Consider the following 24,405-nt stretch of genomic DNA (forward strand, 5'->3'; position numbering starts at 1 on the left):
CCCGAACTATCCGCTTGCTCCTCAAATGGTCGCGATGCCTGGGAAGAACAGATAACAGGCGACTCCAACGAGCACGAGATAGACCAGCAGCACGAAAGTCCAGCCCATGTTATGCCGGATCACTGCACCTTCGTCGCGGACAAACCTTGTCGTCGAAACACCGACGCTCGCAGTCTGCGGTGCAACCGGTTTGCCGATCTCAGCTCCGACCGAGTTGAGCGTTGGCAAGATCAGCGGCGGGAAGCCCAGCAGTTGACCGACCAATGCCTGGAACTTGCCGAACATTGCGTTGGTCGAGGTATTGCTGCCGGACAGCGCTACACCGATCCAGCCCAGAATTGGCGCCACTACTATGAACGCCACGCCGATCTCGGAGAACGCCTTCGCAAGCGAGCCTGCCATCCCGGAATAGTTGTAGACGTACGCAAGTCCGAAAATGAACACGCCGACCAGGCAGGCACCCCACATTTGCTGCCAGCTCGTTGTCCAGATCTGCGCGAGCTGCCGACCGTTGATACGCAAGAGCAGCGCAACGACGATCCAGGAGACGAGGATCGCGGTCCCGCCGACGCCGGGTTTGAAATCGAATGCAACCGAGACGGTCGCTCCCTGGGTTACCGAGGACTGCGCGGTCACGGCTGCGTGGAGCCAGTTGATCGTCGGCAACCTTGACCAGGGACCGGTCCATGCCACGACGACGACCACGAGCACGATGATCGGTAACCAGGCTTGCAATATTTCGCCCGCGCCAAGCTCGGCGTCGCGCTCGCTTTTCGGAAGCTCGCTGATCGCCAAGACCGTGCCGCCATAGCCAAGCACACGTCGGGGACGCCAAAACTTGAGCAGAACGAGTAACGCCACGAAACAGACGATCGCTCCGGTCACATCCGGCAAGTAAGGTCCGAGATAGACCGCGACGGGAAATTGGCCTGCGATATAGCCCAAAGAGCCGACGATCGCGAGCGGCCAGCCGTCCCGGAAGCCATCCCTGCCGGCGACGAGATAGATGAGAAGCCATGGTGGCAACAAGGCCAGAATGGCCACGATATGGCCAACTGAGGCCGAAAGCGCCATCAACGGATAACCGGTGACAGCGGCAAGCGCGATGATCGGGGCGCCGAGCGCTCCGTAGGAAACCGGCGCATTATTCGCGATCGCAGCCACGCGCACCGCGTCGAGGTCGGGTATTCCGAGTGTGATCAGTATGGGCGCGACAAACGCCCAAGGGTAGCCGAAGCCGACGAGTCCCTCGAGCAGCGCGCCCAGCGCCCATGCGAACAGCATGGTCTGGACGCGGACATCCTCGGTACCTTGGGAAATCAGCCATCGGCGGAATTTCTCGAAGGTGCCGGTCACCACGAGCGTGTTGAACAGCATCACGCCCCAGAAAGTAATCCAGTCGACGTTCCAGATGCCCGTCGCCGAACCATAGATATAGGCCAGTGCGCCATTCCCGAGCGGCATCTTCCAGACCCAAAGGCCAAGAAAGAACGTTACGACCGATCCGATCAATACGGCGAGCCATGCCGACATGCGAAACGCGGCGAGCAGAACCAACAGGAGAATGACTGGGATCAGAGCCACGATCCAGGTGACGAAGAGGTTTCCCGTGGGGTTGAGTATTTGCGAAAACATCGAAGGGATTCCTCAATCGATCCCAACGGGCGCCGCGCCATGTGGCCCGACGGCGTACGTGGCTCACTCCACCTGCCGCCTGAACAGAGCTGCCTCCCCGGCAGCCGCACAACAGTTCTCGCGTCGACGGCTCAACGTATCGCTCACACACGTCACCACATGTATCGGCTGTGAGGTCGACGTTACGCCGACGGCACAACGCGCGCCTTCGCTGTTGGTTCCAGCATCCTGCCTGCCCGAGCGATCTCCCTCTCCGCCTTGGCGGTGCGTGCGAGACATCCCCGTCGGCTGCACGCGCCGCAAGCAAGGACGTCGCTTCCAACTGCCGATGTCGTTCGTGCATTCACACCGCTGGCTGGCGGGCTCTTGCGCCTACCTTGCCTCCGATTGTGCGGCGGCCTTCACCAAACTGCACGTGCCTTTCTCTTCGGCAAGCGGGCGGAATGCCTGGTCAGCAGGGATCGTGGAGAGGACCTTGAAGTAATCATAAGGACTCTTCGACTCCGCTGGCTTCTTGACCTCGACTAGATACATGGCATGAACGGCCCGTCCGTCCTCGCGAACCATGGTGCTTCCAAAGAGCGGATCGTCGTAGCGGGCAGCCTTCATGGCTTCGACGACCTTCGCGCCATCAGTCGCAGATCCGGTCTTGGCGACGGCTTCGAGATAATGAAGCAGCGAAGAATACACCCCGGCCTGAACCATGGTCGGATACTTGCCGCCGTTCCGGGCAGCGAAGCGTTTGGCGAACGCACGAGTGTGATCGTTGAGGTTCCAGTAGAATGCCGTCGTCAACGTCAGGCCCTGTGCAGTCGGCAAGCCGAGGGCATGAACGTCGGTCAGGAAAACGAGAAGTCCGGCGAGCCGCTGCCCGCGTTGCACGATCCCGAACTCGGCGGCCTGCTTGACCGAATTGATGGTGTCGCCCCCGGCATTGGCAAGCCCGATGACTTGCGCCTTCGAGCCCTGTGCCTGCAGCAGATACGAGGAGAAATCGGCCGTGTTCAGCGGGTGACGCACAGCGCCGAGCACCTTGCCACCGGCCGCTTCCACGACGGCCGCCGTATCGCGCTCAAGGGCATGGCCGAAGGCGTAGTCAGCCGTCACGAAAAACCAGCTCTTGCCGCCCTGCCGCACGATCGCACCGCCGGTTCCATGTGCAAGTGTCCACGTATCATAGGTCCAGTGCACCGTATTGGGCGAGCATTGCTTGTCAGTCAGATCGGAATCGGCTGCTCCCGAGACGAGAAAGACGCCGTTCTTCTCGCGCGTCACGTTGCTGACCGCCAGCGCAACCGCTGAGTTGGGTACATCGGCAATAGCATTCACCTGCTCCGTGTCGAACCACCTGCGAGCAATCGCTGATCCGATGTCCGGCTTGTTCTGATGATCGGCGGAAACGATCTCGACCTTCATGTGATGACTTCCAGGATTGAAGTCTTCGACCGCCATTTGCGCGGCAGCAACCGAGCCTGGTCCGCCGATATCAGCGTAGAGCCCGGACATGTCGCTGAGGACGCCGATCTTGACCGTGAGTGAGGTATTGCTGCTCGGCTGCTGCGCCAGCGCCGGAGTGGTGAAGAGCGCAATGGTCAACGGCATCACCAACGTGATTGCAGCTCTCATCTTCCGTCTCCCTCGTGAGAGCGCCCCCACACCGATTTTGTTGAGATGAACGCTGTTCGGGCCGGTTTTGATCCTTTGGCATAAAGTCGGATCAGTCTGCCGAAGACCTTGGCGCCATCCGAGGCCAGCTTATGCTGATCCCCGCGCCGCACCTGAGCAGCGTGCGGCGACGCAAGCGGACAACGCTGTTCGCAGCGAGCCGTTTTGTGTACACTCCCACTGCATCTCGATCCCGTTGGGAGAACTGCAATGAAAGCCTTCTTGCTTGCCTGCGCGGCCGCCATCGCCGTGGCGGCGGTCGCGGCCGCGGTTCTTAGCCGTGTGCAGGAGCCGGTCGAACAGGCCTTTGCGACAACGGGCGTGCGGCTTTAGCGAGTGCGCGCTGGCCGGCCAGGAGCGCGTGTCTCGTCTACTCCGCCGCGGTTGCGGAGGGCTGAGGCCGTGCACCGCCTGCGCCGGTACGCGCATTTTCCTGTTCGAGCCAGAGGCTGTGATGCTCCCTGGCCCAGTTGACATCGACGGTGCCGCTGCCCATCGCCTCGAACGCGCCTTCCATGCCGATCGTGCCGATATAAATATGCGCGAGCATCACGGCGATGAAAAGCATCGCAACGATGGAGTGGACCACCTGCGCGAGCTGCATCCCCTCGATTTCTGATAGATAGAAGGGAAACATCAGGTTGTACCCGGTAGCCGCCACCAGCGCTCCGCCGATTATCACCACCCAATAGATCGCTTTCTGTCCGGCATTGAAACGATAGGCCGGCGGCTGATCGTGACCAACGATGCCGCCGCCGCGCTTCAGCCAATCGATGTCCGCCTTGTTCGGGATATTCCCTGAGATCCACATCAGGAAAATCAACACGACGCCGATCGTAAAGGGGAAGCTCAGGTAGTTGTGCGCGTATTTCGCCCACTGCGACCACGTGGAGAACGCCTCGTGGCCGATCAACGGCAACAGCAATGGACGGCCAAAGCTGATGTTCAATCCGGAAATCGCCAGTACGATGAAGCAAGTCGCAGTCATCCAATGCACGAAGCGCTCGAACGAGGTAAACCGCACGATGGTTCGGCCGGAACGACCGTGCTCCAGTCGCACCATGCCGCGGGCGAGATAGAAGATGATCAGCACAGCCAGCATGCCAAGAATTGAGATGCCGCCAATCCAGGGCAGCGCAACGTTCCGGAACTCCCGCCATTCGCGGCCCGCCGGCTGTTCAAGCAGTCCGGATTTCTCATCGGGGATGCTGACGCGTCCCTGGACCCGGTTCAGTTCTTGCAGCAGTTGTTGCTCCTTGACCGAACTGGCGGTCGGGTTGACCTGTTGGGCCATCGACGGTGAAGCTGCAGCGACGAACAGCACCAGCGCCGCCGCGCCGATGGCGAGCCGAATAAATCGTGCAACACACGCCATACCTTCCTCCAGATTTTGACGCGACAGCAAACGGTCGCGCCGTCAGGACTCGATCGTCTCGCGATACGCGGTCTTCCAGCCCCAGGCACCGGAGCCGTAGCCGCGCTTCATCACCCGCTCCTTGTAGATCTGGGCAATGATCTCGCCGTCGCCCGCAAGCAGCGACTTGGTTGAGCACATCTCGGCGCAAAGCGGCAGCTTGCCCTCGGCCAGACGGTTCGCGCCATATTTCTCGTACTCCTCCTTGCTGCCGTCCGCTTCCGGACCGCCGGCGCAGAAGGTGCATTTATCCATCTTGCCGCGCGAGCCGAAATTGCCGACCTTCGGGTATTGCGGCGCTCCGAACGGACAGGCGTAGAAGCAATATCCGCAGCCGATGCACAGATCCTTCGAATGAAGCACAACGCCGTCGGCGGTGGTGTAGATGCAGTTCACTGGGCAGACCGCCGCGCACGGCGCGTCGGTGCAGTGCATGCAGGCCATCGAGATCGAACGCTCGCCCGGTTTGCCGTCATTGATGGTGACGACGCGGCGCCGATTGATGCCCCAAGGCACCTCGTGCTCGTTCTTGCAGGCGGTGACGCAGGCATTGCACTCGATGCAACGGTCGGCGTCGCAGAGGAATTTCATACGTGCCATGGTCGTTGCTCCCTATGCTGCCGCGATTTGGCAGAGCGTCACTTTGGGCTCCTGCATGCCGGTCGCCGGATCGTAGCCGTAGGTGGTGATCGTGTTCGCGCTTTCGCCAAGCACGATTGGGTCGGTACCTTTCGGATAATTGCCCCGAAGGTCCTTGCCCGCGAACCAGCCGCCGAAGTGGAATGGCATCCAGGCAACGCCCTTGCCGACACGGTCGGTCACCAGTGCCTTCATCCGGGCGCGCGAATTGTTCTCAGCGCCCGTGACCCAAACCCAGCCGCCGTCCTTGATCCCCCGGTCGGCCGCATCGGCAGGATTGATCTCGATGAACATGTCCTGCTGCAGCTCGGCAAGCCACGGGTTGGTGCGCGTCTCCTCGCCGCCGCCTTCGTACTCGACGAGACGGCCCGAGGACAGGATGAGCGGGAATTGCTTGGCAATCCCCTTCTCGACCGCGGCCTTTTGCACGGAAAAGCCGATGTTGGGCATCCTGAACTGCTTGGCATCGGGCAGCGTCGGATATTTCGCGACCAGATCGACGCGCGGCGTGTAGATCGGCTCGCGATGAACCGGAATGGGATCGGGCAGCCCGAATGCATTCATGCGCGCCTTGCCGTTGCCGTACGGCACGCAGCCGTGCTTCAGCGCGACGCGCTGGATACCGCCGGACAGGTCGAGTGACCACGACACCGCATCCGGATTGGCGGAATTGACCTTGGTGATGGTGGCCATTTCCGCTTCGGTCAGGTCCTTGTCCCAGCCGAGCTTCTTCAGGCTCGCCAGCGTGAATTCCGGATAGCCGTCCTGGATCTCCGAGTCCTTGGAATAGGATCCCTCTGCAAGCAGGCTTACCTTCCGGCTCGTACCATCGGCGAGCTTTTCCTCGCGTTCGACGCCGAAGCGCGGACGGAACGTGCCGCCGCCGTCCATGACGCTGAGATTGGTGTTGTAGAGCAACGGAGTGCCGGGATGCCGCACCTCGGGTGAACCCCAGCATGGCCATGGCAGGCCGTAATAGTCACCGCCGACTTCCGGAGCGTCCTTCGGCGCGCGCATGGTGAGCATGTCGAACTTGGCCTGGTTCCTCATATGCGCCTTGAGCCGCTCGGGCGATTGCCCGCAATAGCCGGTTGACCAACTGCCGCGGTTCATTTCCCGAAGCACGTCCTCGGCCTCCGGCAGATTGTTCTCGACCTTGATGTGCTTGAACATCTTGTCGGCGAAACCGCACTTCTTCGCCATCAGGTAAATGACCTCGAGGTCATCCTTGGACTCGAAGACCGGCTTGACGATCTGCTCGCCCCACTGCAACGAGCGGTTCGAAGCGACCCGCGAACCCTTGCACTCGAATTGCGTAGCGACCGGAAGAAGGTAGAGGCCATCTTTGCGCCCGGCCTCCACCGCCAGCGATGCCCAGGTGGTCGGATGCGGGTCGGCGACGACGAGCAGTTCGAGCGCCTTCAGGCCCTGCAGGGATTCCGGAATGCGCGTGATGCTGTTGCTGGCGTGCCCCTGCACGAAGATCGCCCGCACATTGTCCTTCTGCGCGACCTGGTCTTTCGGCAGTATCACCGCTTCGAACCACCGGGTGAGCGGGATGCCCGGGGTCTCCATGATCTGCTTGGAGTCGAAGCGCGACTTCAGGAAGTCGTAGTCGACGTCCCAAACCCGCGCCCAATGCTTCCACGCGCCTTCGGCAAGGCCGTAATAGAACGGCAGGGTGACGATATCGAGCCCGACGTCGGTCGCCCCCTGCACGTTGTCATGGCCGCGGAAGATGTTGGCGCCCGTGCCGGGCTTGCCGACGTTGCCGGTCAACAGCAATGCAATGCAGCTTGCCCGCACGTTTGCGGTGCCGACCGTCTTCTGGGTCTGGCCCATGGCCCAGATCAGAGTGGCCGGCTTCTCCGTGGCCAGCATCTTGGCGACGCGCTTGAGCTGCTCGCCGGGAACGCCACTGACGCGCTCGACTTCTTCCGGATTCCACTTTTCTATTTCCTTCCGGAGATCATCAAAGCCATAGACCCGTTGCTTGATGAATTCCTTGTCCTCCCACCCGTTCTGGATGATGTGCCACATCATGCCGTAGAGCACCGGAATATCGGTGCCCGGGCGCATGCGCACATATTCGGTTGCATGGGCTGCGGTACGCGTCAGCCGCGGGTCGATGACGACGAAGTTGGCCTTTTGCATCTCCTTGCCCTCGAGGAGATGCTGCAGCGATACGGGATGGGCCTCAGCGGGATTGCCGCCCATGATGATTTGGGTCTTGGCATTGCGGATGTCGTTGAAGCTATTGGTCATCGCGCCGTAGCCCCAGGTGTTGGCGACGCCGGTGACGGTGGTGGAATGGCAGATGCGTGCCTGATGGTCGGTGTTGTTGGTTCCCCAGAACGCACCGAGCTTGCGAAAGAGATACGAGCCCTCGTTCGTCATCTTGGCTGATCCGAGCCAATAGACCGAATCGGGGCCCGACTTCTCGCGAATTTCGGCCAGCTTGTCGCCGATCTCGTTGATCGCCGTGTCCCAGGAGATGCGCGTCCACTGTCCGCCCACGAGCTTCATCGGATAGCGGAGCCGACGTTCGCTATGCACGAGCTCGCGCACCGAGGCCCCCTTCGCGCAATGCGATCCGCGATTGATCGGGGACTCCCAACTGGGCTCCTGACCGATCCAAACTCCGTTCAGCACCTCTGCGGTCACGGTGCACCCAACCGAGCAATGCGTACAAACGTTCTTGCGAACGGCCGCTCCTGAGGTCAGAGGGCCCGCCATCGCCGCATTCGCCTTGCGGACGCTGCCGACCGGCAACGCTCCCAGCGCGGCCAGCGCGCCGCCGGCAAGGCCGGATCGGCGCAGGAAGGTGCGGCGGTCGAGACCATCGGTTTGGCCAGACAGGCCCGCAGCGATTGATCCGCGTGAAGCGGCTTCGGAATGCTGGTGTGTTCTCCTGATCAGCACGACCGCCTCCCTCAGCCAGGGTAACGATTGACGCGGTAGTAGGCTTTCACGTGGTCGGTTTCCTTGTAGCGCGGCTTGCGCTTCTCGTCGTCCGACTCGCTATCGGCTTGCGCCGAAGTCGTCAGGGGGGTTGCCAACGTCGCCCCGGCGCCGGCGGCACCGATGCCGAGCTTGCGAAGAAAGTCGCGGCGACCGACGGTCGTTCTCTTGCTGTCTCTCATCGCATCTCTCCCAGATCAGCGGCAGTGATCAGTTGGCGAACGTGAACGCTTTCAATTCGATCTCCAAAAAAACTCGTCCGATCATTCCGACCGAACGATAGAATTTGGCGCTTTCCGCCTTCTCCATGTCGGCGAACAAGCGTCCCATCCAGCACGACAGGTGCCTCTCGAAGAAGGCGTGTTGTGCTTGCGCCGATGCTCGAAAGGCGCCGGTCGCGAAGCCCGCCATGATCTCGCACAGCGTCGCCGCGTGATCCTCGGGCTCTTGGCTGTCCTCCACGCGTTCGATGCCGAGCGCGGCAAGATCGCCGCGCAGACGGGACAGCGGACGTTCGTTGAGGAAGCCAGTTAGGTAATAGGAAGCGTAAGGCAGCAGCTCGCCACGGCCGAGACCGACGAACAAATCAAAATATTCGCGCTCGACTTCGAATGCGGTCGCGATCGATGCAGCGTCTGCCAGGATTGCATGAGCGCGGCCAAGCGGCGTCGTATCACCCTTGAGCTGCGCGATTTGATCCAGCAATGCGGCCGGCGGTGCTGACGAGAGCAAGCTCGCGAGCAGCGCGTATTCCCGCGCGCGATCCACATCGATCGGATCAACCGAATCGTTCGTTACAACTGGCTCGCTATAGAGATCCGGACGAAGCACCTTGCGCGATATGCCGGTTGCCCCTTCGACCGCAATGACGCGCTGCGCGGGCACCCTGTTCCAGTTCGACACCGAGGGCTGCGCAATACCGATTTTCCGGGCAAGCTGGGCAACGCCGCCCGCCGCATCGATGGCACGTTCAAGGCCTGCATCGCGCACGCTGACCTCCCCATCCTCGGGGTCAATTGCGTTTGCACGCCAAAGATTACGACGCGCCTCGCGAAGCGGTCAATGAAGGAGCATAGCTTGAGGCTATCGCACTTAGTCGCAGTCTACCGGGGCAGCGCTCCGCCATGTGTGCGACGCAGAACAGGAGCTTGTTCGCCCGGAGCCGCCGGTTGCGATGCAGCAGAATTCGGCGACAGGCCCGCGACCGCAAGATCGCTCTGCGACTGAGGATCCGTGGCCACTTTCGCCGCGTTCAATGATTCCGAAAAGCCGACCTCCTCTCCTGCCGGCCCCCCAGCAGCTTCGTCTCGGGGCTGGCTGGTGAGGTTCTCCGCGGTCTCTGCGACTCCGCCAACGACGCGGCGAACCAGGGCGTCAATCCGCTCGGCCGAATAGTCCAGAGGACCGAAGCCGGGCATGGCGTTCGGATCATTGAAGTCCCACGCGTTCTCCGCCAACCCCACGAAATCGCGGATGGCCGGATCAGCGCTCCAGGCGCGACGGAGCGCCGCGCGGCTCAACTCCTGCGGAATGCCTTTGCGCAGGAAGGCCGTGATGTCGGTGGCGGCATCGATCGTTTCAATCGAGGGCAAGTTTGAAAGTTCCGGCTCGGCTGGACTTGGCGCTGACGCGACGTTGTCTAGGGACGCCGGCCCAGACGCCTGGGAGGCTTCTTCAGCGTGACCGGCCTTCGCGTTCTGCTTGCGACGCGACCAGCGCGCCAGGAATTGCTCGTCGCTCATTCGTGCCCGCCTCCGGGATGTCGTCGCGCCAGCGCCTCCGGATCGGCGCGCCGCCGCTCGCGCTTGACGAACTCCGTGTCGACGTGGTGCTCGGCGATGAAATATTCAATCGCCTCACGCAGCGCCTCAGGCATCGGCACCGCTTCGACCAGATTGTCGCCGGCTTCGGTGAACGCTTCCCCCTCCGCGGGGTCCGCGGTGATGGCTGAAACAGCGTAGGGCCAGGCGCCCTCGGACGGAGTCAATATGATCCAGATACTGGGCGCACCGCTCGCAAGGTTATCACGGTAGCGCGCGGTTTCCGAACAATAGAGATCGATCGTCGCGCTCCCGGCGTAGAAGAGGGTCGCCCCCTCCTGCTCCCGTAGAACGGTCCACGGCATCATCTCCGGTTCATCCGGCAATACGCCGGTGCCGCGCCAGACAAAATCGATCCATGCAGACTCCGCTTTTCGCCGCTCAACCACGACGCCGACCGGAATGCGCAAGGCTGGAACGACGGCCGGGCTCACGTTGCAGCCTCCAAATGTCTGATCGGCAACCCCGTCAACAGATTCTGCGGCTTCATCCGCACCAACTGATCCGAGCTCATTGCCAGGATCAAATGGACCGGCTCGCGCCCGACGGCATCGACGACCAGGTCCCCCTCTGGAAAGGTAAGCTGGAACAGGGCCAGCACACGGCCCGCGGTGCGCTCATCCAGCGTCTCTCCATGCCAAAGCCGGTCGCCTATCCGGGTGGCTTCAGCATCTAGGCCAACGTACCAGGAGAGGCTTGCGTCGCGCACGGCGGTGAGCGGTTCGATTGCGACGTCGACGCCAAGCAAATGAGAAATCCATAGCCTCATGGCGTCGGCCAGCGCCGCCGGCCCCCGTGTTCCACCGGTGAGATCGAACGCCAGATCGAACTGGTCGCTGCGCCGCCAATAGGCGTCGGCATTTCCCGCGCTCAGTATTTCGAGCTCGGCGCTTGCTGCCCCCAGCATCGATATCAACGACAGCACCGGCGTGACGTTTGACCCGCCAATGACTTCTTCATCTCCCAACAGCAGCATATGTTCGTGCGGCACGATGCGCTGCGGCCGGAAGAACAGCTCGGCTGCACGCAGCACGAACGGATCCTCACAGCCATCAAGCGCATTTCGCAGGATCACGTGAACGAGATGGTTCACAAACAGCGGCGGCAAGTTGACGGATCCTGACCGAACCAACGCAAGATAGGCCGCTTCCAGCGTAGGCTCACGCAGTAGAAGCTTGCGAAGCGCCAGCACGAATTGCCAGTTCTCCCGTGCATCCGCATCGGCGATCGCGGCGACCTCCTCCGCAGCCACGGCCCGGCGCGGGTCAGCGAGCAGCTCTTGGTGCAGCATGCGCTCGACCGCACAAGCCTCCTCGGGCGGCATGAGCTCCGGACGTGCCAAATAGGCCCTCAGAAACTCATCGGTGACCACGAGTCCGCCACTCGCATCGTGATCGAGCAGGTGATGGCCGCAGGCGATCCAGAAATCCTTCATCGGCGCAACTGCTCCTCGCTCATCTTCGCCAGGTCAAGAGCGCTGTCAGGCTCGATCTCCTCCTCCATTTCCATGAACGAGAACGCCTTGCCGTGACGCTGGCCTTCGCGCAGTTGCAATCTGCGGAATGACTCGCGGATCTCACCATCGCTCGCCGCGCGGTGGACCGCAACCAGCGCACCGATGGGATGCGTGCAGAGCGATTGCACAAAGGCGACCTCCTCTTCGGCGGCCAGGCGTGCGGTTGCAAGATCCGGCGCCCCGAACCGCTCGACAAGTCGGCCCGCAAGGAGTTCCACCAATGTCCGGCGATCCTCCTCGGTCGCATGGACGATTTGCGCCAGCGTCGACCAGCCCCAGGACCGCACTCCGAGAAAACCGCTGCGGAACGCCGACCGCTCTTTGCCGCCCAGCTTCGCCGGATCCCGGTCACAAAATCGGAACGCACCCGACACCGCCCAATCGCCCGGCTCAGCCCACGCGTCGAACACGAAAGTGTCGGATCGATCGAGCGCGATGGTGCGCAGGAGCTTCACAGGCGCGGCCCTCCAAGGAGCGGATCGAGCCACGACGGCAACAGCAAATCTCGCTTCAAATCGCGCCGATCGGCCTTGCTTGTCCCGACCCGGCGCACCAAAAGGTCGCCGTTACCGTCAATCATGCGGGACGTGTTCTGATCGCGTGTCAGGCGATTCAGAAACTCTCGTCCGATGGCGTTAAAGCCATCGACCTGCCAGGTATCTGTGGCCAGCATCAGATGCCTCGCAAAGCTCTCGGTGATCTCAATCGCACCAGCCTCACCAAACCCCTCCCGATCCAGTGCGGAAGCGAGCGGATGCACGCCGGCTTCCCTGTCGGTCATCGCCACCATGCGGACCACGGCACCGAACACCAACCAGCGCGGCGGCTCTTCTTCCCTCGCGCGTGGGGGCCAGCCGAGCCGCCCGCCGCCAACAAGGCCGCCATCGACCCGGATCGCGTCGGGCCAGTCGATCGCGACCTCCTTGTTCGGCGGTGCATAGGCGCGCAGGGCGTCGGTCAGGGCCACCATTCCTGCGTAGAAGGCGCGGCGCGCGGTGCGCAGGGGCTCGCCGGGCTCAAGCACAACCGCGAACTCGGCAAGATCAAACCGTCCGACATAGGTCAGCGTCCCTGCCCCGCTTTCGTCCGCGATATCGATGGCGTGGGCAAAGGCGTCACGATTCTCGCGCAGCCGCACCAGCGTGAATGGCGGCGGCAGAGTGATCGGCTCCGCGATCGCGGAGCGCCTAGGGGCCGTCGGTATCAGTCGGACCTCCAGCTTCCTTTTCTTCTCTTGTAAGAATAGCTTAATCGAGCGGGAGGATCGAGGCGAGTCCGCTCGCCGGTTCTTAGCCTCGTCGAAGGTCGTAGCTGCGTATGCCGGATCCGCCGAAAACCATCCTGATCTGCTCGTGCGAAGACACGATGCGTCTCGACACGGCCGCTATCAAACGAGGATGCGGTAAGAGCGAAATCGCCGAATTCCGTCAGCTCTGCCGGGCCGAGCTCGATCATTTTCGCGACGCGGCAAAGGCGGAACGACCGCTCGTCGTCGGCTGCACCCAGGAGGCCGCGCTGTTTGAGGACGAGGCGAAACGGTGCTCCCGGACATTGCAATTCGTCAACCTTCGCGAGATGGCCGGCTGGTCGACGGAGGGAGCCAAGGCTGGGCCAAAGATGGCAGCGCTGCTCGCAGCAGCGTCCGACGACGCGCCGGCTTCTCCCTTTGTCACCTTATCGAGCGAAGGAGTGATCCTGATCTACGGCCGCGACGATGTTGCGGTCGAAGCAGGCCAACTGCTCGCCGATCACCTCGATGTCACAGTCATGATCACGAAGCCCGCGCAGATCATGCCACCGTCCGTGACAGCCTTTCCGATCGTCCAGGGGACGATCCGCAACGCAACGGGTCATTTGGGAGCGTTCGAGGCAACGATCGATGACTATGCGGTCGCCCGGCCCTCCTCGCGCGATTCGCTCACGTTCGGGGCTTCCCGCGATGGCCTGACCTCGCGATGCGACATCGTGCTCGATCTTTCCGGCGGCAGGCCGCTGTTCCCCGCTGATGGCTTGCGCGATGGCTATCTGCGCGCGGATCCGGGAGATCGGTCTGCAATGTTACGCGCGGTGCTGCGCGCGCGCGACCTTGTGGGCAGCTTCGACAAGCCGAAATACATCGATTTCGAGGCAGACCTCTGCGTCCATTCGCGCTCCGGGCTGACCGGATGTCATCGCTGCCTCGATCTCTGCCCAACCGGAGCGATCACGCCGGATGGCGATCACGTCAAGATCAGCGCCGAGGTGTGCGCCGGGTGCGGCCAGTGCGCCGCAGCCTGTCCGACAGGTGCGGCAACCTATGCCCTGCCGCCGGCCGACGCGCTGCTCCACAAGCTGCGCGCAATGCTCTTGACCTTTCGAGAAGCCGGCGGTGCCAATGCCATTGTGCTGTTCCATGACGGCCAACACGGCGCCGCGCTGATCGATGCCCTCGCCCGGCATGGCGACGGGCTTCCGGCCAATGTTCTGCCGTTCGCCGTCAACGAGGTGACGCAGATCGGACTCGAAGCACTCGTGGCGTCCTTTGCCTATGGCGCGATCGGGATCCGTCTTCTGCTGCGGGCAAAGCCGCTCCACGACACAGCCGGCCTCTCCCAGACCATCGCCACGGCCGATGCGATTGTTTGCGGGCTCGGGCTTTCCGGGCAGCGTGTCTCGACGATCGAAACCGACGATCCGGACGTCCTGGGTCAAGAGTTGCGGGCGATCGAACCACTGCCGGGCGTCGAGCGTGCGGCCACCTTCAAAGCGACAGGCAGGCGCCGCGAGTTGCTTCGCTTCGCCCTTCATGAACTGCATCGTGTTGCGCCTGCGCCGACCGACATCATTCCGTTACCGCAAGGTGCGCCGCTTGGCGCGGTCGCCATCGATACGGACGGATGCACGCTTTGCCTGTCTTGCGTCTCGGCTTGCCCCACCGGCGCGCTGCGCGACGATCCCGACCGTCCCATGCTCAAGTTCGTCGAAGACGCCTGCGTGCAGTGCGGGCTGTGCCGAAGCACATGCCCGGAAAAGGTCATTACGCTGAAGCCGCAGATCGATTTCGGCGCCGCAAGAGCTCCGGCCCGGATCATCAAGGAAGAAGAGCCGGCGCTTTGCGTTCGCTGCGGCAAGCCGTTCGGCGTGAAGAGCACGATCGACAAGGTCGCCGCGAAACTCGAAGGCCGGCACTGGATGTTTCCCGCGGGCGACAGGCGGCTGGACGCTGTCAGAATGTGTGCGGATTGCCGCGTCGTCGCCATGAGTGAGCAACAGTTCGACCCGTTTGCCGACATGCCCGAACGCGCACCGCCGCGGACAACCGACGATTATTTGCGCCAACGGAACACCAAGGCCTAAGACGCGGACCGACGAAAGCAGCTATTCCCTGGGCAGCAAACCGCGGGAGCACGTGATGTCTCGATTCATCAAGGTGACGTCCTTCATTGCCGCGCTATGCTTCGGCGTCGCCGCAGCAATGCCTCGGCCCGCTGACGCTGCGACCCCGTCCAAGGCCGACAAGGTCGCCCTCAAGCGGGCGATCGTGGCCTGCAAGGCGGAAGCTAAAGGCAAGAAGATCAAGTGGCTCTCGCGCCGGAAATACGTCAACGCCTGCGTCACCGAGGCTATGAAGGCCCATCCCACCGTAGACGTCATGACCATGCTCAAAGAGCATCCGGACTTGACCGATCTTCCCGTCGAGCGGTGGCCCGGCTTCTAGACGAGAAGCCGGGATACAATCCAGACGGCCAGAACTTACCTTGACCTGCACCACCGATGACCAGCGCCCTTCATTTCGATGTTGCCCGCCCCAGAAAATCGGTGAGCGCCTTGCGATCCTCCGCCGATCCAATTCGTTGCTCCGGCATCTTGGTTCCCGGCGTATAGGTATTTGGACCGAGCTCGAACAGTTTTGACACCGTCTCGGGCGTCCACACGATAGTCATCCCTTTCAGGGCCTCCGAGAAACGATAGCCGGGCAGCGACGCAATCTTGCGGCCGTACAGGCCAGCGAGCGTGGGGCCGGCGCGCTGCGGATCGTTCGCCGACAGGGTGTGGCATGCAACGCACGCTCTGAACACCTCGGCGCCACGGTCTCCGGTAAAGCCTGCAAGCGGATCACGCGACGTGGCTTGCAACGATGAGCCAATGGCATCGCCGGTCCGCGCATTCCAGCGCCGGATCTTGCCGTCGGCGCCGCCGGTCAGCAATGTTGCGTTGTCCCGCAGGAATGCGACCGACCATACGGGCGAACCTGGATCATCCAACGATCGCGCGATGCCGCGCGAGGTTCGGTCGATGATCGTCACGGCTCCGGCAATTCCTGACGCAGCGATCAGCGAGCCATCCGGCGAGATCGCCAGCGCAACGATCGGCATCCGGCTCGCTTGCGCCTCATCAGTTTCCGAACCATCCGATCTGAGAAAGCGCAGCCTGCCGTCGGCGCCGGCGGCCACGATCTCGCCGTCGGGCGCGATTGCCAGGGCGTTGAGCGGGGCGGCCAGCCTGATAACGCTCGGGGTGCCTCCCGCGAGCGGCCATATCCTCAGCTCACGGTCATAACCCACGCTGACCAGTGATCGTCCGTCCGGCGTGAATGCGACGCCGTTGACGTTCTGCGCATGCCCCTCCAGCACCTGTTGCGCGCCGTCGCGGAGCGACCAGATGCGAACCGTATGATCCCAGGAGGCGGAAGCCAGCCTTTCACCGTCCGGCGAGACGGCGAGGGAAACGATCGGCGCGGTATGGTCCTCGTAAACCTGATCCGGCTGCTGCCGCCCGGCCGTCCAGATTGCGATCTTCGCGTCCGCTCCGGCGGTCGCCATTCGACCATCCGTCAGGAACGCGACTGCGTTCACCGCGCCGGCGTGGAAACGAAGCACCTGCTCGGCCGCTTCGGTCTTAAGCGACCATCGGATGGCCGCGGTGTCGAAGCTGCCCGACAGGACACTGTCGCCGTCGCTGGAAATCACAATCGCCCTCACCGGTCCGCCGTGACCGGCCAATTGCGCATGCGCCGGCACTGAATGGATCGCCAGCAAGGCGGCCACAACGCGGAGACTGCTGGCAAAACGTCGGGCCCAACGCATCTGCAATCTTCAGATCGCCTGCGATCAATCGGATGTTCAGGCGCTCGGTGTCGTCGACGGCCGAAGCCATCCTACGGCCAATGCTGCATCGCAGGAGTGGTCCCCTGCTACTCGATGCCGCAACGGCGGTTGTTAACTTGAACCGGGCATAGCCTGGACCTATCGTCGATGTATGCATTGAGGACGACGTCATGCAAATACGGCCGAAGGCGTATCTGCATTTCATCTCCCGGTGGCGATCACATCGCGATACGCTGCCGCCGCAGCATTCTGACGTACGCGACAGAGCGTCGCCCACGCTCATCTATGCCACGGTCGTGCTGGCGTTTCTCCTGGCTGTTCTGGAAATTGACGCTCATCGGCTGGAACTGGAACAGCTTGGTCTGCTGAGCGGTAACCATCCCGTCCAGGTCGGCTTGTTCAGCCCGTAAGCGCGGGTCCCCTCGGCACCGATTCATCTTCGGCCAAGGGGCCGCATGCGCCGCCTTGTGCCTAGCGCTTAGAGTCCCTTGGAAAGACCAATGACCGATCGTCAAAGTCCTCGGCCTGCAGCTTGCCTCCGAGGGTGCTTTGCATGTCGTGCAGTGTCGATGTGTTTGCCGGCCCGGCATGTCCGATCGTCGAGCCCGAGTTTGGTCGCGGGATGCCGGTCGCAGCAGCCAGCAATCCGGCCGCGGCGATGACAATGATGATCAGGGGCTTCATGCAAATCTCCCGTTGGGTTGAAATCCAGGAAATGCTTGCGCCGACCTGATTACTGCGAGGCGCGAGGACAGGGTGTGAACCGCCTCACAGCCACTGGAATTCTTGCTGCAAAGCCCCCGCAGGTTCCCGGGCCGGAACTTACAAAGCCGCGAGCCAGAACGGAGCAACGCTCCGTTCGTTGCGTTTTCCTCATAGGGGATATCGGACAAGGATGAACGGCCATGAAGGCTTCAACCGTATTGGCTGCGCTCGTGATGATGCTGAACACTAGCGTAGTCGCATTCGCGCAATCGAATGTCCAAGGCGCAGTCGAGCTCAGCAACGGCACCAAGATTTCGCAGGATCCATCGCTGCCGAAACTGAACCTGACAAACATGCAGCGCGAGCAAATTCGCAAGGCGGTGCTTACCGAGCACAACGAAGTCCAATTTCGATTGCCGACCACCAAGTCAGCGAAGGACTTCACCCCCGCTGTTGGCGCAAAGATCCCGAACGGAGTTAAGGCGCAATCGCTGCCAACGCCGGTTCTTGCGCAAATGCCAGAGCTGCGTGACTACATGTACGTCAAAATGAAGGATCAGGTGCTGATCGTGAACGGCATGACGAGCAAGATCGTTGATGTGTTCCCGGAGACGCAGCCCCCCTCCTGACCGTCAACGGACTCGATGGCGATCATGCGAGGTTTGCGTCGCCGAAGGCGCCCTTGGACGCGTAGTCGGACACTTCCCTTTGCGTCCATCCGAGCCAGTTCTCGAACACCTCGAAGGTGTGCTCGCCCAACGTCGGCGGCGGGGTCGAAGGCGCCGGCGGACGATCATCGAAGCGCAGCGGACGGGCGACGAACTTGACTTCGCCGGCGAGCCTGTGCGTCACGGTTTGGATCATGCCGCGTTGGATCAGTTGCGGGGCTTCACAGACCTCGCCGACCGTCCGGATCGCGCCGCATGGAACGCCGGCGCGGCTGAGGACTTCGAGCCAATGGTCGCGCGGCGCGGACTTGAATATGGGCCGCAGAATCCCGGCTAGCGTCGCGCGGTTGGCCGCGCGCTTGGGAGCGCTATCGAAGCGCGGATCGGTTTCCATGTCGTTGCCGCCGATGACGCCGCAGAACAACGACCAGAACTTATCGTTGGCGATCCCGAGATTGAGCCAGCCGTCACTGGCTTCGAAGGTTTCGTAGGGACTGATCGTGGGGTGGGCGTTGCCCCGGCGCTTCGGGCTTTCTCCGGACGCGAAGTACATGCCGGCGTTGAACGTCAGCAATGAGGCCATGGCATCGAGCATGGAGACGTCGACGCGCCCGCCGACACCCGTCCTCTCGCGCCTCATGAGCGCCGCCAGCACGGCCTGCGACGCGTAGAGACCGGTCACCAGATCGGCGATCGAGGTTCCGACCTTCGTGGGCGGACCGTCCGGATCGCCGGTGATGTCCATCACGCCGGATTCCCCCTGCAGGATCAAGTCGTAGCCAGGCCGATTGGCGTCCGGACCGATGCGCCCGAACCCGGAGATGCTGCAATGGATCAGCCCGGGGTTGCGAGAGCTCATCGCCTCATATGTCAGCCCCCATCTGTCAAGCGTTCCGGGCCTGAAATTGTCGATCACGACGTCGGCGACATCAGCGAGCGCGATGATCGCGCTCCGGCCCGCAGACGACTTCAGATCGATCGCGCAGCTTCTCTTGTTGCGGTTGACCGACAGGAAGTACGAACTCTCCCCGTTGACGAATGGAGGACCGTACCGCCGACTTTCGTCGCCGACACGGGGATCTTCGATTTTCACAACGTCCGCACCGAGGTCGCCGAGATGCATCGTGGCGAAGGGGCCGGAGACGACGCGGCAAAGGTCCAGGACCTTGATGCCGCAGAGAGCTTCCGTCCTAGACGATCGCATCCGCAAGGTCCTTCATCGTCGGGACGGTGATGTCGGGCTTGTGCGGCGTCTCTTCGAACGGCCGGTCGCGCCGATTGATCATGGCGCTGCGCATGCCCGCCGATTTCGCGCCGATGACATCGAAGGCATGGTTGGCGACGAAGAGGATCTGTTCCGGCTTGAGGCCAAGGATTTCTGCGGCCCTCGTGTAGGTCGCGCGATGCGGCTTGAAGGAGTTCGCTTCGGCAACCGATATCACCTTGTCGAAGGGGACCTTGTGATACTGCTTGGCCGCCTCGAGCATGTCAGGATCTCCGTTGGAGAGCACGACCAGCTTGTACTTGGTTTGCAGCTTCGCCAAAGCCGCCGGCACCTCCGGGAAACACTCCAGCTTCACGATCTCGCCGACGAGATACTTCACCTCGTCCTTTGTATATTTGATGCCGGAGCGGTCCATGACGTGCGAAACCGCACGGTGGCCGATCTCACGATAAGGCGTGTGCTCGCGGTGGAGCAGCGCATCGATCATCGAGTTCTCGAAGTGTGTTCGCCGCCACCAAGTGACGAAGGAGTTCGGATTGCCGGTCCAGCCCTTCCCCTTCAGGAACGGCGCCGCGATCTTCACCAGGCCGCCCTGCATATCGACCACCGTGCCATATTGGTCGAACATGCAGACTTTCACTTCGCTCTTGATGCTCTCAAAGCTCATAGGCGCCTCCTCGGTTGCGCTCGGTGTGTACCGAGTCCGGCATGATCGGTGAAATGGATTTGTCCTCTGCTCACATTCACGATATCAATGATCGGATGAACCTTCGCTCGATCGACCTCAACCTGCTCGTCGCGCTGGATGCGCTTCTGACGGAGCGCCACGTCACCAAGGCGGCCGAACGCGTCGGTCTCAGCCAGCCGGCGATGAGCAATGCGCTGAGCCGGTTGCGAGCGATGTTTGAAGACGAGCTCCTGGTTCGGACGACAACCGGGATGAAGCCGACGCCCCGCGCGAGCGAGCTTGCCGAGCCGCTGCGGCAAGTGCTGCGTCAGGTCGAACGCGTGATGGTGAGCGATGCCGGGTTCGACGCGTCCCAGACAGAACGCACCTTCACCATCCGAATGTCGGACATTCTCGCTTGCCTCCTGCTTCCAAGGCTTGCAGCCGCGAGACCGGCGAATTCGAGAATCTCCTACAACACGATCCATCTGTCGCCTTCGCTGACCGTAGATGCGCTGGAAAGGGACGAGATCGACATCGCCGTCAGCATGGGTCTCGAGCACTCGGCCTCGATTCGTTCGGAGACGCTGCTCGAGGACCGTATGGTCTGCCTGATGCGGCGTCTTCACCCGATCAAGCGCGGCCGGCTGACCTTCGACAGCTTTATCGCTCAGGAGCAGATGAAGGTTTCCATGAGCCCGACCGACCTGCGGTTTGTCGATGATGTGCTCGCCGAACGGGGCCATCGGCGGCGGATAACCCTGAACGTACCACATTGGCTGGTTGTGCCCCACGTGCTCAAGCAGACCGACCTTCTTGCGGTGATGCCGAGACATCTCGCCGCCGTCCTGATGGACGACGAGCTCAGGATGGAGGACCTCCCGTTCGAGTCTGCGCCGTTCGACTGGATGTTGTACTGGCATCGACGCTATGACCAGAGCAACGCGAATGCATGGCTGCGCGAACGGATCAGGACGGTCTGCACCAATCTGAGCTAGGCGCCGACATCGACGGCCTCGCGCGAGACCGAGGCTCGGCTCTCATCGGGTGCGACCGCGGACGCATTCTCCAGGGACCGACCTTTCGTCTCGAATCCGAAGATAAGAAAAATTACGGCCTGAAAGACCAAGATGCCGGCCAAGATCGTCAGCACGCCGGTCAGTCCCTGCCAGGCGAAGATCGCTACCACAACGTACTGGACCAAAGCGGTTGCGATGCGTCCCGACGTGGCGCAAATGGCGGTGCCGCGAAGCCGATATCGCGTCGGAAACAGCTCGGGCACGTGCATGGCGAACCCGGTCGCCAACATCACGTAGATGGCGGTGACGAGCAGGAATCCCGTGCCCGCGAGAGCGGCGCCGTCGGACATATAAGGGTATGCGATCCCGAGCGCTGCGGCGGCCACCGATGAGAAGATGATCGACGGCCTGCGCCCGAGCCGGTCCGCCAGCGCGAGCCCGATCAGCGATCCGAGCGGGCCGCCCAACGCCATCACCGTCGTGTAGCCGAGCGAGGAGACGACGCTGTGGCCACTCTTGACCATGAATGTCGGGAGCCAGCCGATGAAGCCATAGAGGCTGAATCCGACGACGATGTGGAGCAGACTTCCAAGCAGCGTGCGCCTGAGATAGGGCGGCTGGAACAGCCGCCAGACCGAACCTGGGCTCTCCACCGCGGCCGCCTTGGGCGCAACGGGAGCAAGCACGCCCTTGCGCGCGGCCTCGGCTTCGATGGCGGCGAGGATTGCTTCGGCGTCTTCCGCGCGTCCGTTAGCCGCCAGCCAGCGAGGCGACTCCGGCATCGACTTGCGCAAGAACCAAACGATCATGGCGAGCACGCCGACGAGGCCGAACATGTAACGCCATCCGAAATTCGGAATCACCCACAGGCCAACCATGGACGACACGAACAGCGAAAAATTGGTGATTACGGCGAGAAGGCCGATCCAGCGCCCGCGCGACGATGCAGGGACGAACTCGGTCAAGGTTGCATATCCCACGACGATCTCGGCGCCGAGACCGATGCCAATGATGAAGCGAAGACCGATCAGGACGGTCATGTTGGGCGCGAAGGCAGCCGCAATCGATGCCAGGCCGAAGATCGCAAGATTGACCTGGTAGGAGAAGCGGCGGCCGAAGCGGTCTCCGAGGATGCCGGAGCACCAGGCCCCGATGGTCATGCCGACGAAGGTCGCCGCGACAAAGGCGGCGTTCAACTCGATGGTGGACCACCCCTCCTTCACGACTGCCCCCAGCACGCCTCCAGCGAGATAGATGTCGAAAGCGTCCAGGAACATGCCGGCGCCGATCAAGGCCAAGATGCGCCAGTGGAAACTGCAGATTGGCAGCCTATCGAGGCGTGCACCGGCGTTGACGTCGACGAATGCGGATCGAGCCACTTGTAACCTCCCCTGCCCGGCGTCTGGGCGCCGAATGCTCCGATCGGCAATTGATCAACGCGCGCGAGAGCGCCGTCCAATCGAAATCGGAAATTCAAGTATTTGCTTCAGTGATGGACGGAATCGCGATCGACACTGCACACCCGCACGGCGTCCGGGCCTGCACGAGCGCGCATGGGGCGCACGGCGAACGGACGAGACCCAGGCTCCCTCCGCAACGTCCACTCCTTCGGCTCACCTGATCCGTCGTGCGTCCGAAGCGCCGCGCTGCCGCAGAGGCCGACTGATCCTCGCCGGCGCGATCGCAATCGTCCCGATTCTCTTGATCCCGGCGGGGGTGATCGATCAGGATCGCCTTGCCGGTCCAGCGCCAGAGGCGCTGGACCTTGCCAACAGCATGGAACTTGCTGCGTTCCCCTCACGGATCACCCCCTGCGCCGGAATTTCGGGAACGACTTCCTCCACCATCGGTTCTTTAAAGAGGCCGCTGATATTACCGTCCTCAACACATGCAAATGGAGTTGAAGCATGCTCGGCGCTGCCACCACTCCACTTCCGCTCGTGATGCTCTGGTGGGCCGGGGCCGCCCTGCTCGGACTTGCCCTGGTCTTTGCCGTGGTGCGAGCGGGCCGGCTGCGCCGCGACGAGCGGGAGCGGCTCGATCAGACCACACGGGAATTGGTGGATGAGGAGGACACGAGGGCGCGGGCCGTCTCCGAACAGCAAGAGCAGGCGGCGCGTTCTGCGGGTGCGGGATTCGCCCCACGCCCGAGCGTTTCTAGGGAATTCGGCTTGCCGGGTGCGCTTGCGTTCCTTGCGATCGTGCTGATGATCTTGGCGACGACGAAAAACCCCGAACCGGCGAGCGAAGTAACGACGACTGGTCGTGCGCCCGATCAGGCCGCGCAAAACCAGCCTGGTGGCCAGCAACAACCGGCCCAAGCCAGGCCCGGCAACGAGCCCGGTAGCGACAGCGCACGTGGCTCCCAGGAGCCCTTGACCAAACGTCAGTGAGGCCGCGGTCACCACCCGCACAAATCACCGACAGCGGTCAATTCGCTGACCTTAAGGAGTCGGCGAGCAGTCGAAATGGTCAGATAACAATTCGATCGAAGTCATTTGCAATTCTGCTGTTCGGGAAGACACTTGCCGCCTCGGCCAGTATCTCCTCGTCTGGGTACCGCCCCGAAATGTGCGTGAGCAACAACGCCTTGGCGTTGGCCTCGGCTGCGAGCAACGCCGCCTCCCGTGCCGTGAGATGGCCATAGCCCCGAGCCATGGTGACATCGCGATCCAGAAATGTCGCCTCGATCACCAACGCGTCGGCATCGGCGGCGTAGCTGGACAGGTCATCGGTTGTCTCGGCGTCGCCGATAACGACAAGCTTCTTGCCGCCACGCAGGGGTCCAAGAACGTCCTCGGGATCAATGGTCCTGCCATCCGCGATCGTCACCGATCTTCCTTCCGCGAGCTCTTTGCGCAGCGGGCCGTCCGGCACGCCGAGGGCCGCGAGGCGGTCCGGCTGAAGGTGGCGACGCGCGGGGATTTCGAAGGTGAAGCCGAAGCTGTCGGTGTCGCGATGGCGAACCTGGAAGCAGCCAATCACGCATTCCCTGGTGTCGATGACTTGACCTTGCATCAAGGGGATGAGCTCCAGCGGTAGCGGCGCTCTCCCTTCGCCCCAGAAACCTGCAAGCATCCGGATGACGACATCGAGAGTTTGCGGGCCACCGTGGATCGCCATGGCCCCGCTCCCCTGCCGCAATCGCAGGGTGGACAACAGGCCGGGAATGCCAAGCACATGGTCAAGATGGGCATGGGTCAGAAGGATGCGTTCAAGCCGGCGAAAGCCGGCGCCGGCGCGCAGCAATTGGCGCTGGGTGCCCTCGCCGCAATCGACCAGAATGCGCCGGCCGGCCGCCTCCACCAAAAGCCCCGGATGATTGCGATCCGCCGAAGGAACGCTTGCCGATGTCCCCAGGAATGTGAGAGCGAACATGCGATG

25 protein-coding genes are annotated in these 24,405 nt (G+C 62.4%); 7 read left to right on the plus strand and 18 right to left on the minus strand.

The annotated features are described in order from the left end of the window. Window positions 1-21: 21 nt before the first annotated feature. Both P6U30_RS22765 and P6U30_RS22770 read right to left on the minus strand, forming a co-directional pair. A complete protein-coding gene (locus P6U30_RS22765; protein WP_407165146.1) occupies window positions 22-1,635 on the minus strand; it encodes an L-lactate permease in 1,614 nt (537 codons plus the stop codon). Window positions 1,636-2,007: 372 nt separating this feature from the next. Further along, entirely contained in the window at window positions 2,008-3,237 is a 1,230-nt protein-coding gene (locus P6U30_RS22770) for an ABC transporter substrate-binding protein (RefSeq protein WP_407170510.1), read from the minus strand. A gap of 273 nt (window positions 3,238-3,510) precedes the next feature. Here P6U30_RS22770 and P6U30_RS22775 point away from each other — a divergent pair, with 273 nt between their 5' ends. After that, complete coding sequence (locus P6U30_RS22775) at window positions 3,511-3,633, plus strand: hypothetical protein (RefSeq protein WP_407147036.1); 123 nt, start codon at window positions 3,511-3,513, stop codon at window positions 3,631-3,633. Between the two features lie 37 nt (window positions 3,634-3,670). On the opposite strand, the gene P6U30_RS22780 is transcribed toward P6U30_RS22775, so the two are convergent. The 10 genes from P6U30_RS22780 to P6U30_RS22825 form a co-directional block, all read right to left on the minus strand. Further along, on the minus strand, window positions 3,671-4,675 hold the full coding sequence (locus P6U30_RS22780; RefSeq protein ID WP_407165147.1) for a formate dehydrogenase subunit gamma: 1,005 nt from the start codon (window positions 4,673-4,675) through the stop codon (window positions 3,671-3,673). Window positions 4,676-4,717: 42 nt separating this feature from the next. After that, on the minus strand, window positions 4,718-5,314 hold the full coding sequence (gene fdh3B, locus P6U30_RS22785; protein ID WP_280972248.1) for a formate dehydrogenase FDH3 subunit beta: 597 nt from the start codon (window positions 5,312-5,314) through the stop codon (window positions 4,718-4,720). A gap of 12 nt (window positions 5,315-5,326) precedes the next feature. Beyond that, complete coding sequence (locus P6U30_RS22790; protein ID WP_407165148.1) at window positions 5,327-8,275, minus strand: formate dehydrogenase subunit alpha; 2,949 nt, start codon at window positions 8,273-8,275, stop codon at window positions 5,327-5,329. Between the two features lie 11 nt (window positions 8,276-8,286). Next, window positions 8,287-8,496, minus strand: a complete 210-nt coding sequence (locus P6U30_RS22795) for a twin-arginine translocation signal domain-containing protein (protein ID WP_407165149.1) — start codon at window positions 8,494-8,496, stop codon at window positions 8,287-8,289. A gap of 28 nt (window positions 8,497-8,524) precedes the next feature. Next, window positions 8,525-9,304 (minus strand): molecular chaperone TorD family protein, encoded by a 780-nt coding sequence (locus P6U30_RS22800; RefSeq protein ID WP_407165150.1) that lies wholly within the window; start codon window positions 9,302-9,304, stop codon window positions 8,525-8,527. A 113-nt stretch (window positions 9,305-9,417) separates the two neighbouring features. Continuing rightward, complete coding sequence (locus P6U30_RS22805; protein ID WP_407165151.1) at window positions 9,418-10,056, minus strand: DUF3306 domain-containing protein; 639 nt, start codon at window positions 10,054-10,056, stop codon at window positions 9,418-9,420. After that, window positions 10,053-10,568, minus strand: a complete 516-nt coding sequence (locus P6U30_RS22810; protein WP_407165152.1) for a DUF3305 domain-containing protein — start codon at window positions 10,566-10,568, stop codon at window positions 10,053-10,055. Before P6U30_RS22810 ends, P6U30_RS22805 begins: the two co-directional genes overlap by 4 nt. Beyond that, the gene (locus tag P6U30_RS22815) at window positions 10,565-11,569 is read right to left on the minus strand and encodes a DUF6352 family protein (protein ID WP_407165153.1); all 1,005 of its coding nucleotides are present in this window, start codon (window positions 11,567-11,569) and stop codon (window positions 10,565-10,567) included. Before P6U30_RS22815 ends, P6U30_RS22810 begins: the two co-directional genes overlap by 4 nt. Then, window positions 11,566-12,105: a DUF6505 family protein gene (locus tag P6U30_RS22820; RefSeq protein ID WP_407165154.1), complete on the minus strand. Its 540-nt coding sequence runs from the start codon at window positions 12,103-12,105 to the stop codon at window positions 11,566-11,568. Before P6U30_RS22820 ends, P6U30_RS22815 begins: the two co-directional genes overlap by 4 nt. Further along, entirely contained in the window at window positions 12,102-12,788 is a 687-nt protein-coding gene (locus tag P6U30_RS22825; protein WP_407165155.1) for a biotin/lipoate--protein ligase family protein, read from the minus strand. The genes P6U30_RS22820 and P6U30_RS22825 overlap by 4 nt, the downstream gene beginning before the upstream one ends. A 227-nt stretch (window positions 12,789-13,015) precedes the next feature. Between P6U30_RS22825 and P6U30_RS22830 the strand changes: the two genes are divergently transcribed. Next, on the plus strand, window positions 13,016-14,986 hold the full coding sequence (locus P6U30_RS22830; RefSeq protein WP_407165156.1) for a 4Fe-4S binding protein: 1,971 nt from the start codon (window positions 13,016-13,018) through the stop codon (window positions 14,984-14,986). 55 nt (window positions 14,987-15,041) lie between these two features. Then, window positions 15,042-15,347 (plus strand): hypothetical protein, encoded by a 306-nt coding sequence (locus P6U30_RS22835; protein ID WP_407165157.1) that lies wholly within the window; start codon window positions 15,042-15,044, stop codon window positions 15,345-15,347. A 70-nt stretch (window positions 15,348-15,417) separates the two neighbouring features. On the opposite strand, the gene P6U30_RS22840 is transcribed toward P6U30_RS22835, so the two are convergent. After that, window positions 15,418-16,716, minus strand: coding sequence for a c-type cytochrome (locus P6U30_RS22840; protein ID WP_407170511.1), 1,299 nt, complete (start codon window positions 16,714-16,716; stop codon window positions 15,418-15,420). A gap of 191 nt (window positions 16,717-16,907) precedes the next feature. On the opposite strand from P6U30_RS22840, the gene P6U30_RS22845 reads away from it, so the two are divergent. Then, window positions 16,908-17,147 (plus strand): hypothetical protein, encoded by a 240-nt coding sequence (locus P6U30_RS22845; protein ID WP_407165158.1) that lies wholly within the window; start codon window positions 16,908-16,910, stop codon window positions 17,145-17,147. Window positions 17,148-17,208: 61 nt separating this feature from the next. Here the strand turns inward: P6U30_RS22845 and P6U30_RS22850 are convergent, their stop codons facing one another. After that, a complete protein-coding gene (locus tag P6U30_RS22850) occupies window positions 17,209-17,421 on the minus strand; it encodes a hypothetical protein (RefSeq protein WP_407165159.1) in 213 nt (70 codons plus the stop codon). Between the two features lie 221 nt (window positions 17,422-17,642). Between P6U30_RS22850 and P6U30_RS22855 the strand changes: the two genes are divergently transcribed. Continuing rightward, the gene (locus P6U30_RS22855; protein ID WP_407165160.1) at window positions 17,643-18,071 is read left to right on the plus strand and encodes a hypothetical protein; all 429 of its coding nucleotides are present in this window, start codon (window positions 17,643-17,645) and stop codon (window positions 18,069-18,071) included. A 22-nt stretch (window positions 18,072-18,093) separates the two neighbouring features. On the opposite strand, the gene P6U30_RS22860 is transcribed toward P6U30_RS22855, so the two are convergent. Both P6U30_RS22860 and P6U30_RS22865 read right to left on the minus strand, forming a co-directional pair. Beyond that, window positions 18,094-19,314: a CaiB/BaiF CoA transferase family protein gene (locus P6U30_RS22860; protein WP_407165161.1), complete on the minus strand. Its 1,221-nt coding sequence runs from the start codon at window positions 19,312-19,314 to the stop codon at window positions 18,094-18,096. Further along, the gene (locus P6U30_RS22865; protein WP_407165162.1) at window positions 19,301-20,002 is read right to left on the minus strand and encodes a haloacid dehalogenase type II; all 702 of its coding nucleotides are present in this window, start codon (window positions 20,000-20,002) and stop codon (window positions 19,301-19,303) included. Before P6U30_RS22865 ends, P6U30_RS22860 begins: the two co-directional genes overlap by 14 nt. Before the next feature lie 95 nt (window positions 20,003-20,097). Here P6U30_RS22865 and P6U30_RS22870 point away from each other — a divergent pair, with 95 nt between their 5' ends. Then, the gene (locus P6U30_RS22870) at window positions 20,098-21,000 is read left to right on the plus strand and encodes a LysR family transcriptional regulator (protein WP_407165163.1); all 903 of its coding nucleotides are present in this window, start codon (window positions 20,098-20,100) and stop codon (window positions 20,998-21,000) included. Here the strand turns inward: P6U30_RS22870 and P6U30_RS22875 are convergent. Continuing rightward, on the minus strand, window positions 20,997-22,400 hold the full coding sequence (locus P6U30_RS22875) for an MFS transporter (RefSeq protein ID WP_407165164.1): 1,404 nt from the start codon (window positions 22,398-22,400) through the stop codon (window positions 20,997-20,999). The genes P6U30_RS22870 and P6U30_RS22875 overlap by 4 nt on opposite strands. A gap of 528 nt (window positions 22,401-22,928) precedes the next feature. Between P6U30_RS22875 and P6U30_RS22880 the strand changes: the two genes are divergently transcribed. Next, window positions 22,929-23,414 (plus strand): hypothetical protein, encoded by a 486-nt coding sequence (locus tag P6U30_RS22880; RefSeq protein WP_407165165.1) that lies wholly within the window; start codon window positions 22,929-22,931, stop codon window positions 23,412-23,414. A 79-nt stretch (window positions 23,415-23,493) separates the two neighbouring features. Here P6U30_RS22880 and P6U30_RS22885 read toward each other — a convergent pair whose 3' ends face one another. After that, window positions 23,494-24,399 (minus strand): MBL fold metallo-hydrolase, encoded by a 906-nt coding sequence (locus P6U30_RS22885; RefSeq protein ID WP_407165166.1) that lies wholly within the window; start codon window positions 24,397-24,399, stop codon window positions 23,494-23,496. Between the last annotated feature and the right edge of the window lie 6 nt (window positions 24,400-24,405).

This window comes from Bradyrhizobium sp. ORS 111, assembly GCF_045571485.1.
Lineage (GTDB): Bacteria > Pseudomonadota > Alphaproteobacteria > Rhizobiales > Xanthobacteraceae > Bradyrhizobium.

Coding starts and splice junctions, on each gene's coding strand:
- P6U30_RS22780 (WP_407165147.1), bottom strand. CDS start 4,675: ATGGCGTGTGTTGCACGATTTATTCGGCTCGCCATCGGCGCGGCGGCG.
- P6U30_RS22840 (WP_407170511.1), bottom strand. CDS start 16,716: ATGCGTTGGGCCCGACGTTTTGCCAGCAGTCTCCGCGTTGTGGCCGCC.
- P6U30_RS22865 (WP_407165162.1), bottom strand. CDS start 20,002: ATGAGCTTTGAGAGCATCAAGAGCGAAGTGAAAGTCTGCATGTTCGAC.
- P6U30_RS22845 (WP_407165158.1), top strand. CDS start 16,908: ATGCAAATACGGCCGAAGGCGTATCTGCATTTCATCTCCCGGTGGCGA.
- P6U30_RS22835 (WP_407165157.1), top strand. CDS start 15,042: ATGTCTCGATTCATCAAGGTGACGTCCTTCATTGCCGCGCTATGCTTC.
- P6U30_RS22880 (WP_407165165.1), top strand. CDS start 22,929: ATGCTCGGCGCTGCCACCACTCCACTTCCGCTCGTGATGCTCTGGTGG.
- P6U30_RS22765 (WP_407165146.1), bottom strand. CDS start 1,635: ATGTTTTCGCAAATACTCAACCCCACGGGAAACCTCTTCGTCACCTGG.
- P6U30_RS22775 (WP_407147036.1), top strand. CDS start 3,511: ATGAAAGCCTTCTTGCTTGCCTGCGCGGCCGCCATCGCCGTGGCGGCG.
- P6U30_RS22795 (WP_407165149.1), bottom strand. CDS start 8,496: ATGAGAGACAGCAAGAGAACGACCGTCGGTCGCCGCGACTTTCTTCGC.
- P6U30_RS22805 (WP_407165151.1), bottom strand. CDS start 10,056: ATGAGCGACGAGCAATTCCTGGCGCGCTGGTCGCGTCGCAAGCAGAAC.
- fdh3B (WP_280972248.1), bottom strand. CDS start 5,314: ATGGCACGTATGAAATTCCTCTGCGACGCCGACCGTTGCATCGAGTGC.
- P6U30_RS22855 (WP_407165160.1), top strand. CDS start 17,643: ATGAAGGCTTCAACCGTATTGGCTGCGCTCGTGATGATGCTGAACACT.
- P6U30_RS22885 (WP_407165166.1), bottom strand. CDS start 24,399: ATGTTCGCTCTCACATTCCTGGGGACATCGGCAAGCGTTCCTTCGGCG.
- P6U30_RS22850 (WP_407165159.1), bottom strand. CDS start 17,421: ATGAAGCCCCTGATCATCATTGTCATCGCCGCGGCCGGATTGCTGGCT.
- P6U30_RS22870 (WP_407165163.1), top strand. CDS start 20,098: ATGAACCTTCGCTCGATCGACCTCAACCTGCTCGTCGCGCTGGATGCG.
- P6U30_RS22770 (WP_407170510.1), bottom strand. CDS start 3,237: ATGCCGTTGACCATTGCGCTCTTCACCACTCCGGCGCTGGCGCAGCAG.
- P6U30_RS22830 (WP_407165156.1), top strand. CDS start 13,016: ATGCGTCTCGACACGGCCGCTATCAAACGAGGATGCGGTAAGAGCGAA.
- P6U30_RS22815 (WP_407165153.1), bottom strand. CDS start 11,569: ATGAAGGATTTCTGGATCGCCTGCGGCCATCACCTGCTCGATCACGAT.
- P6U30_RS22860 (WP_407165161.1), bottom strand. CDS start 19,314: ATGCGATCGTCTAGGACGGAAGCTCTCTGCGGCATCAAGGTCCTGGAC.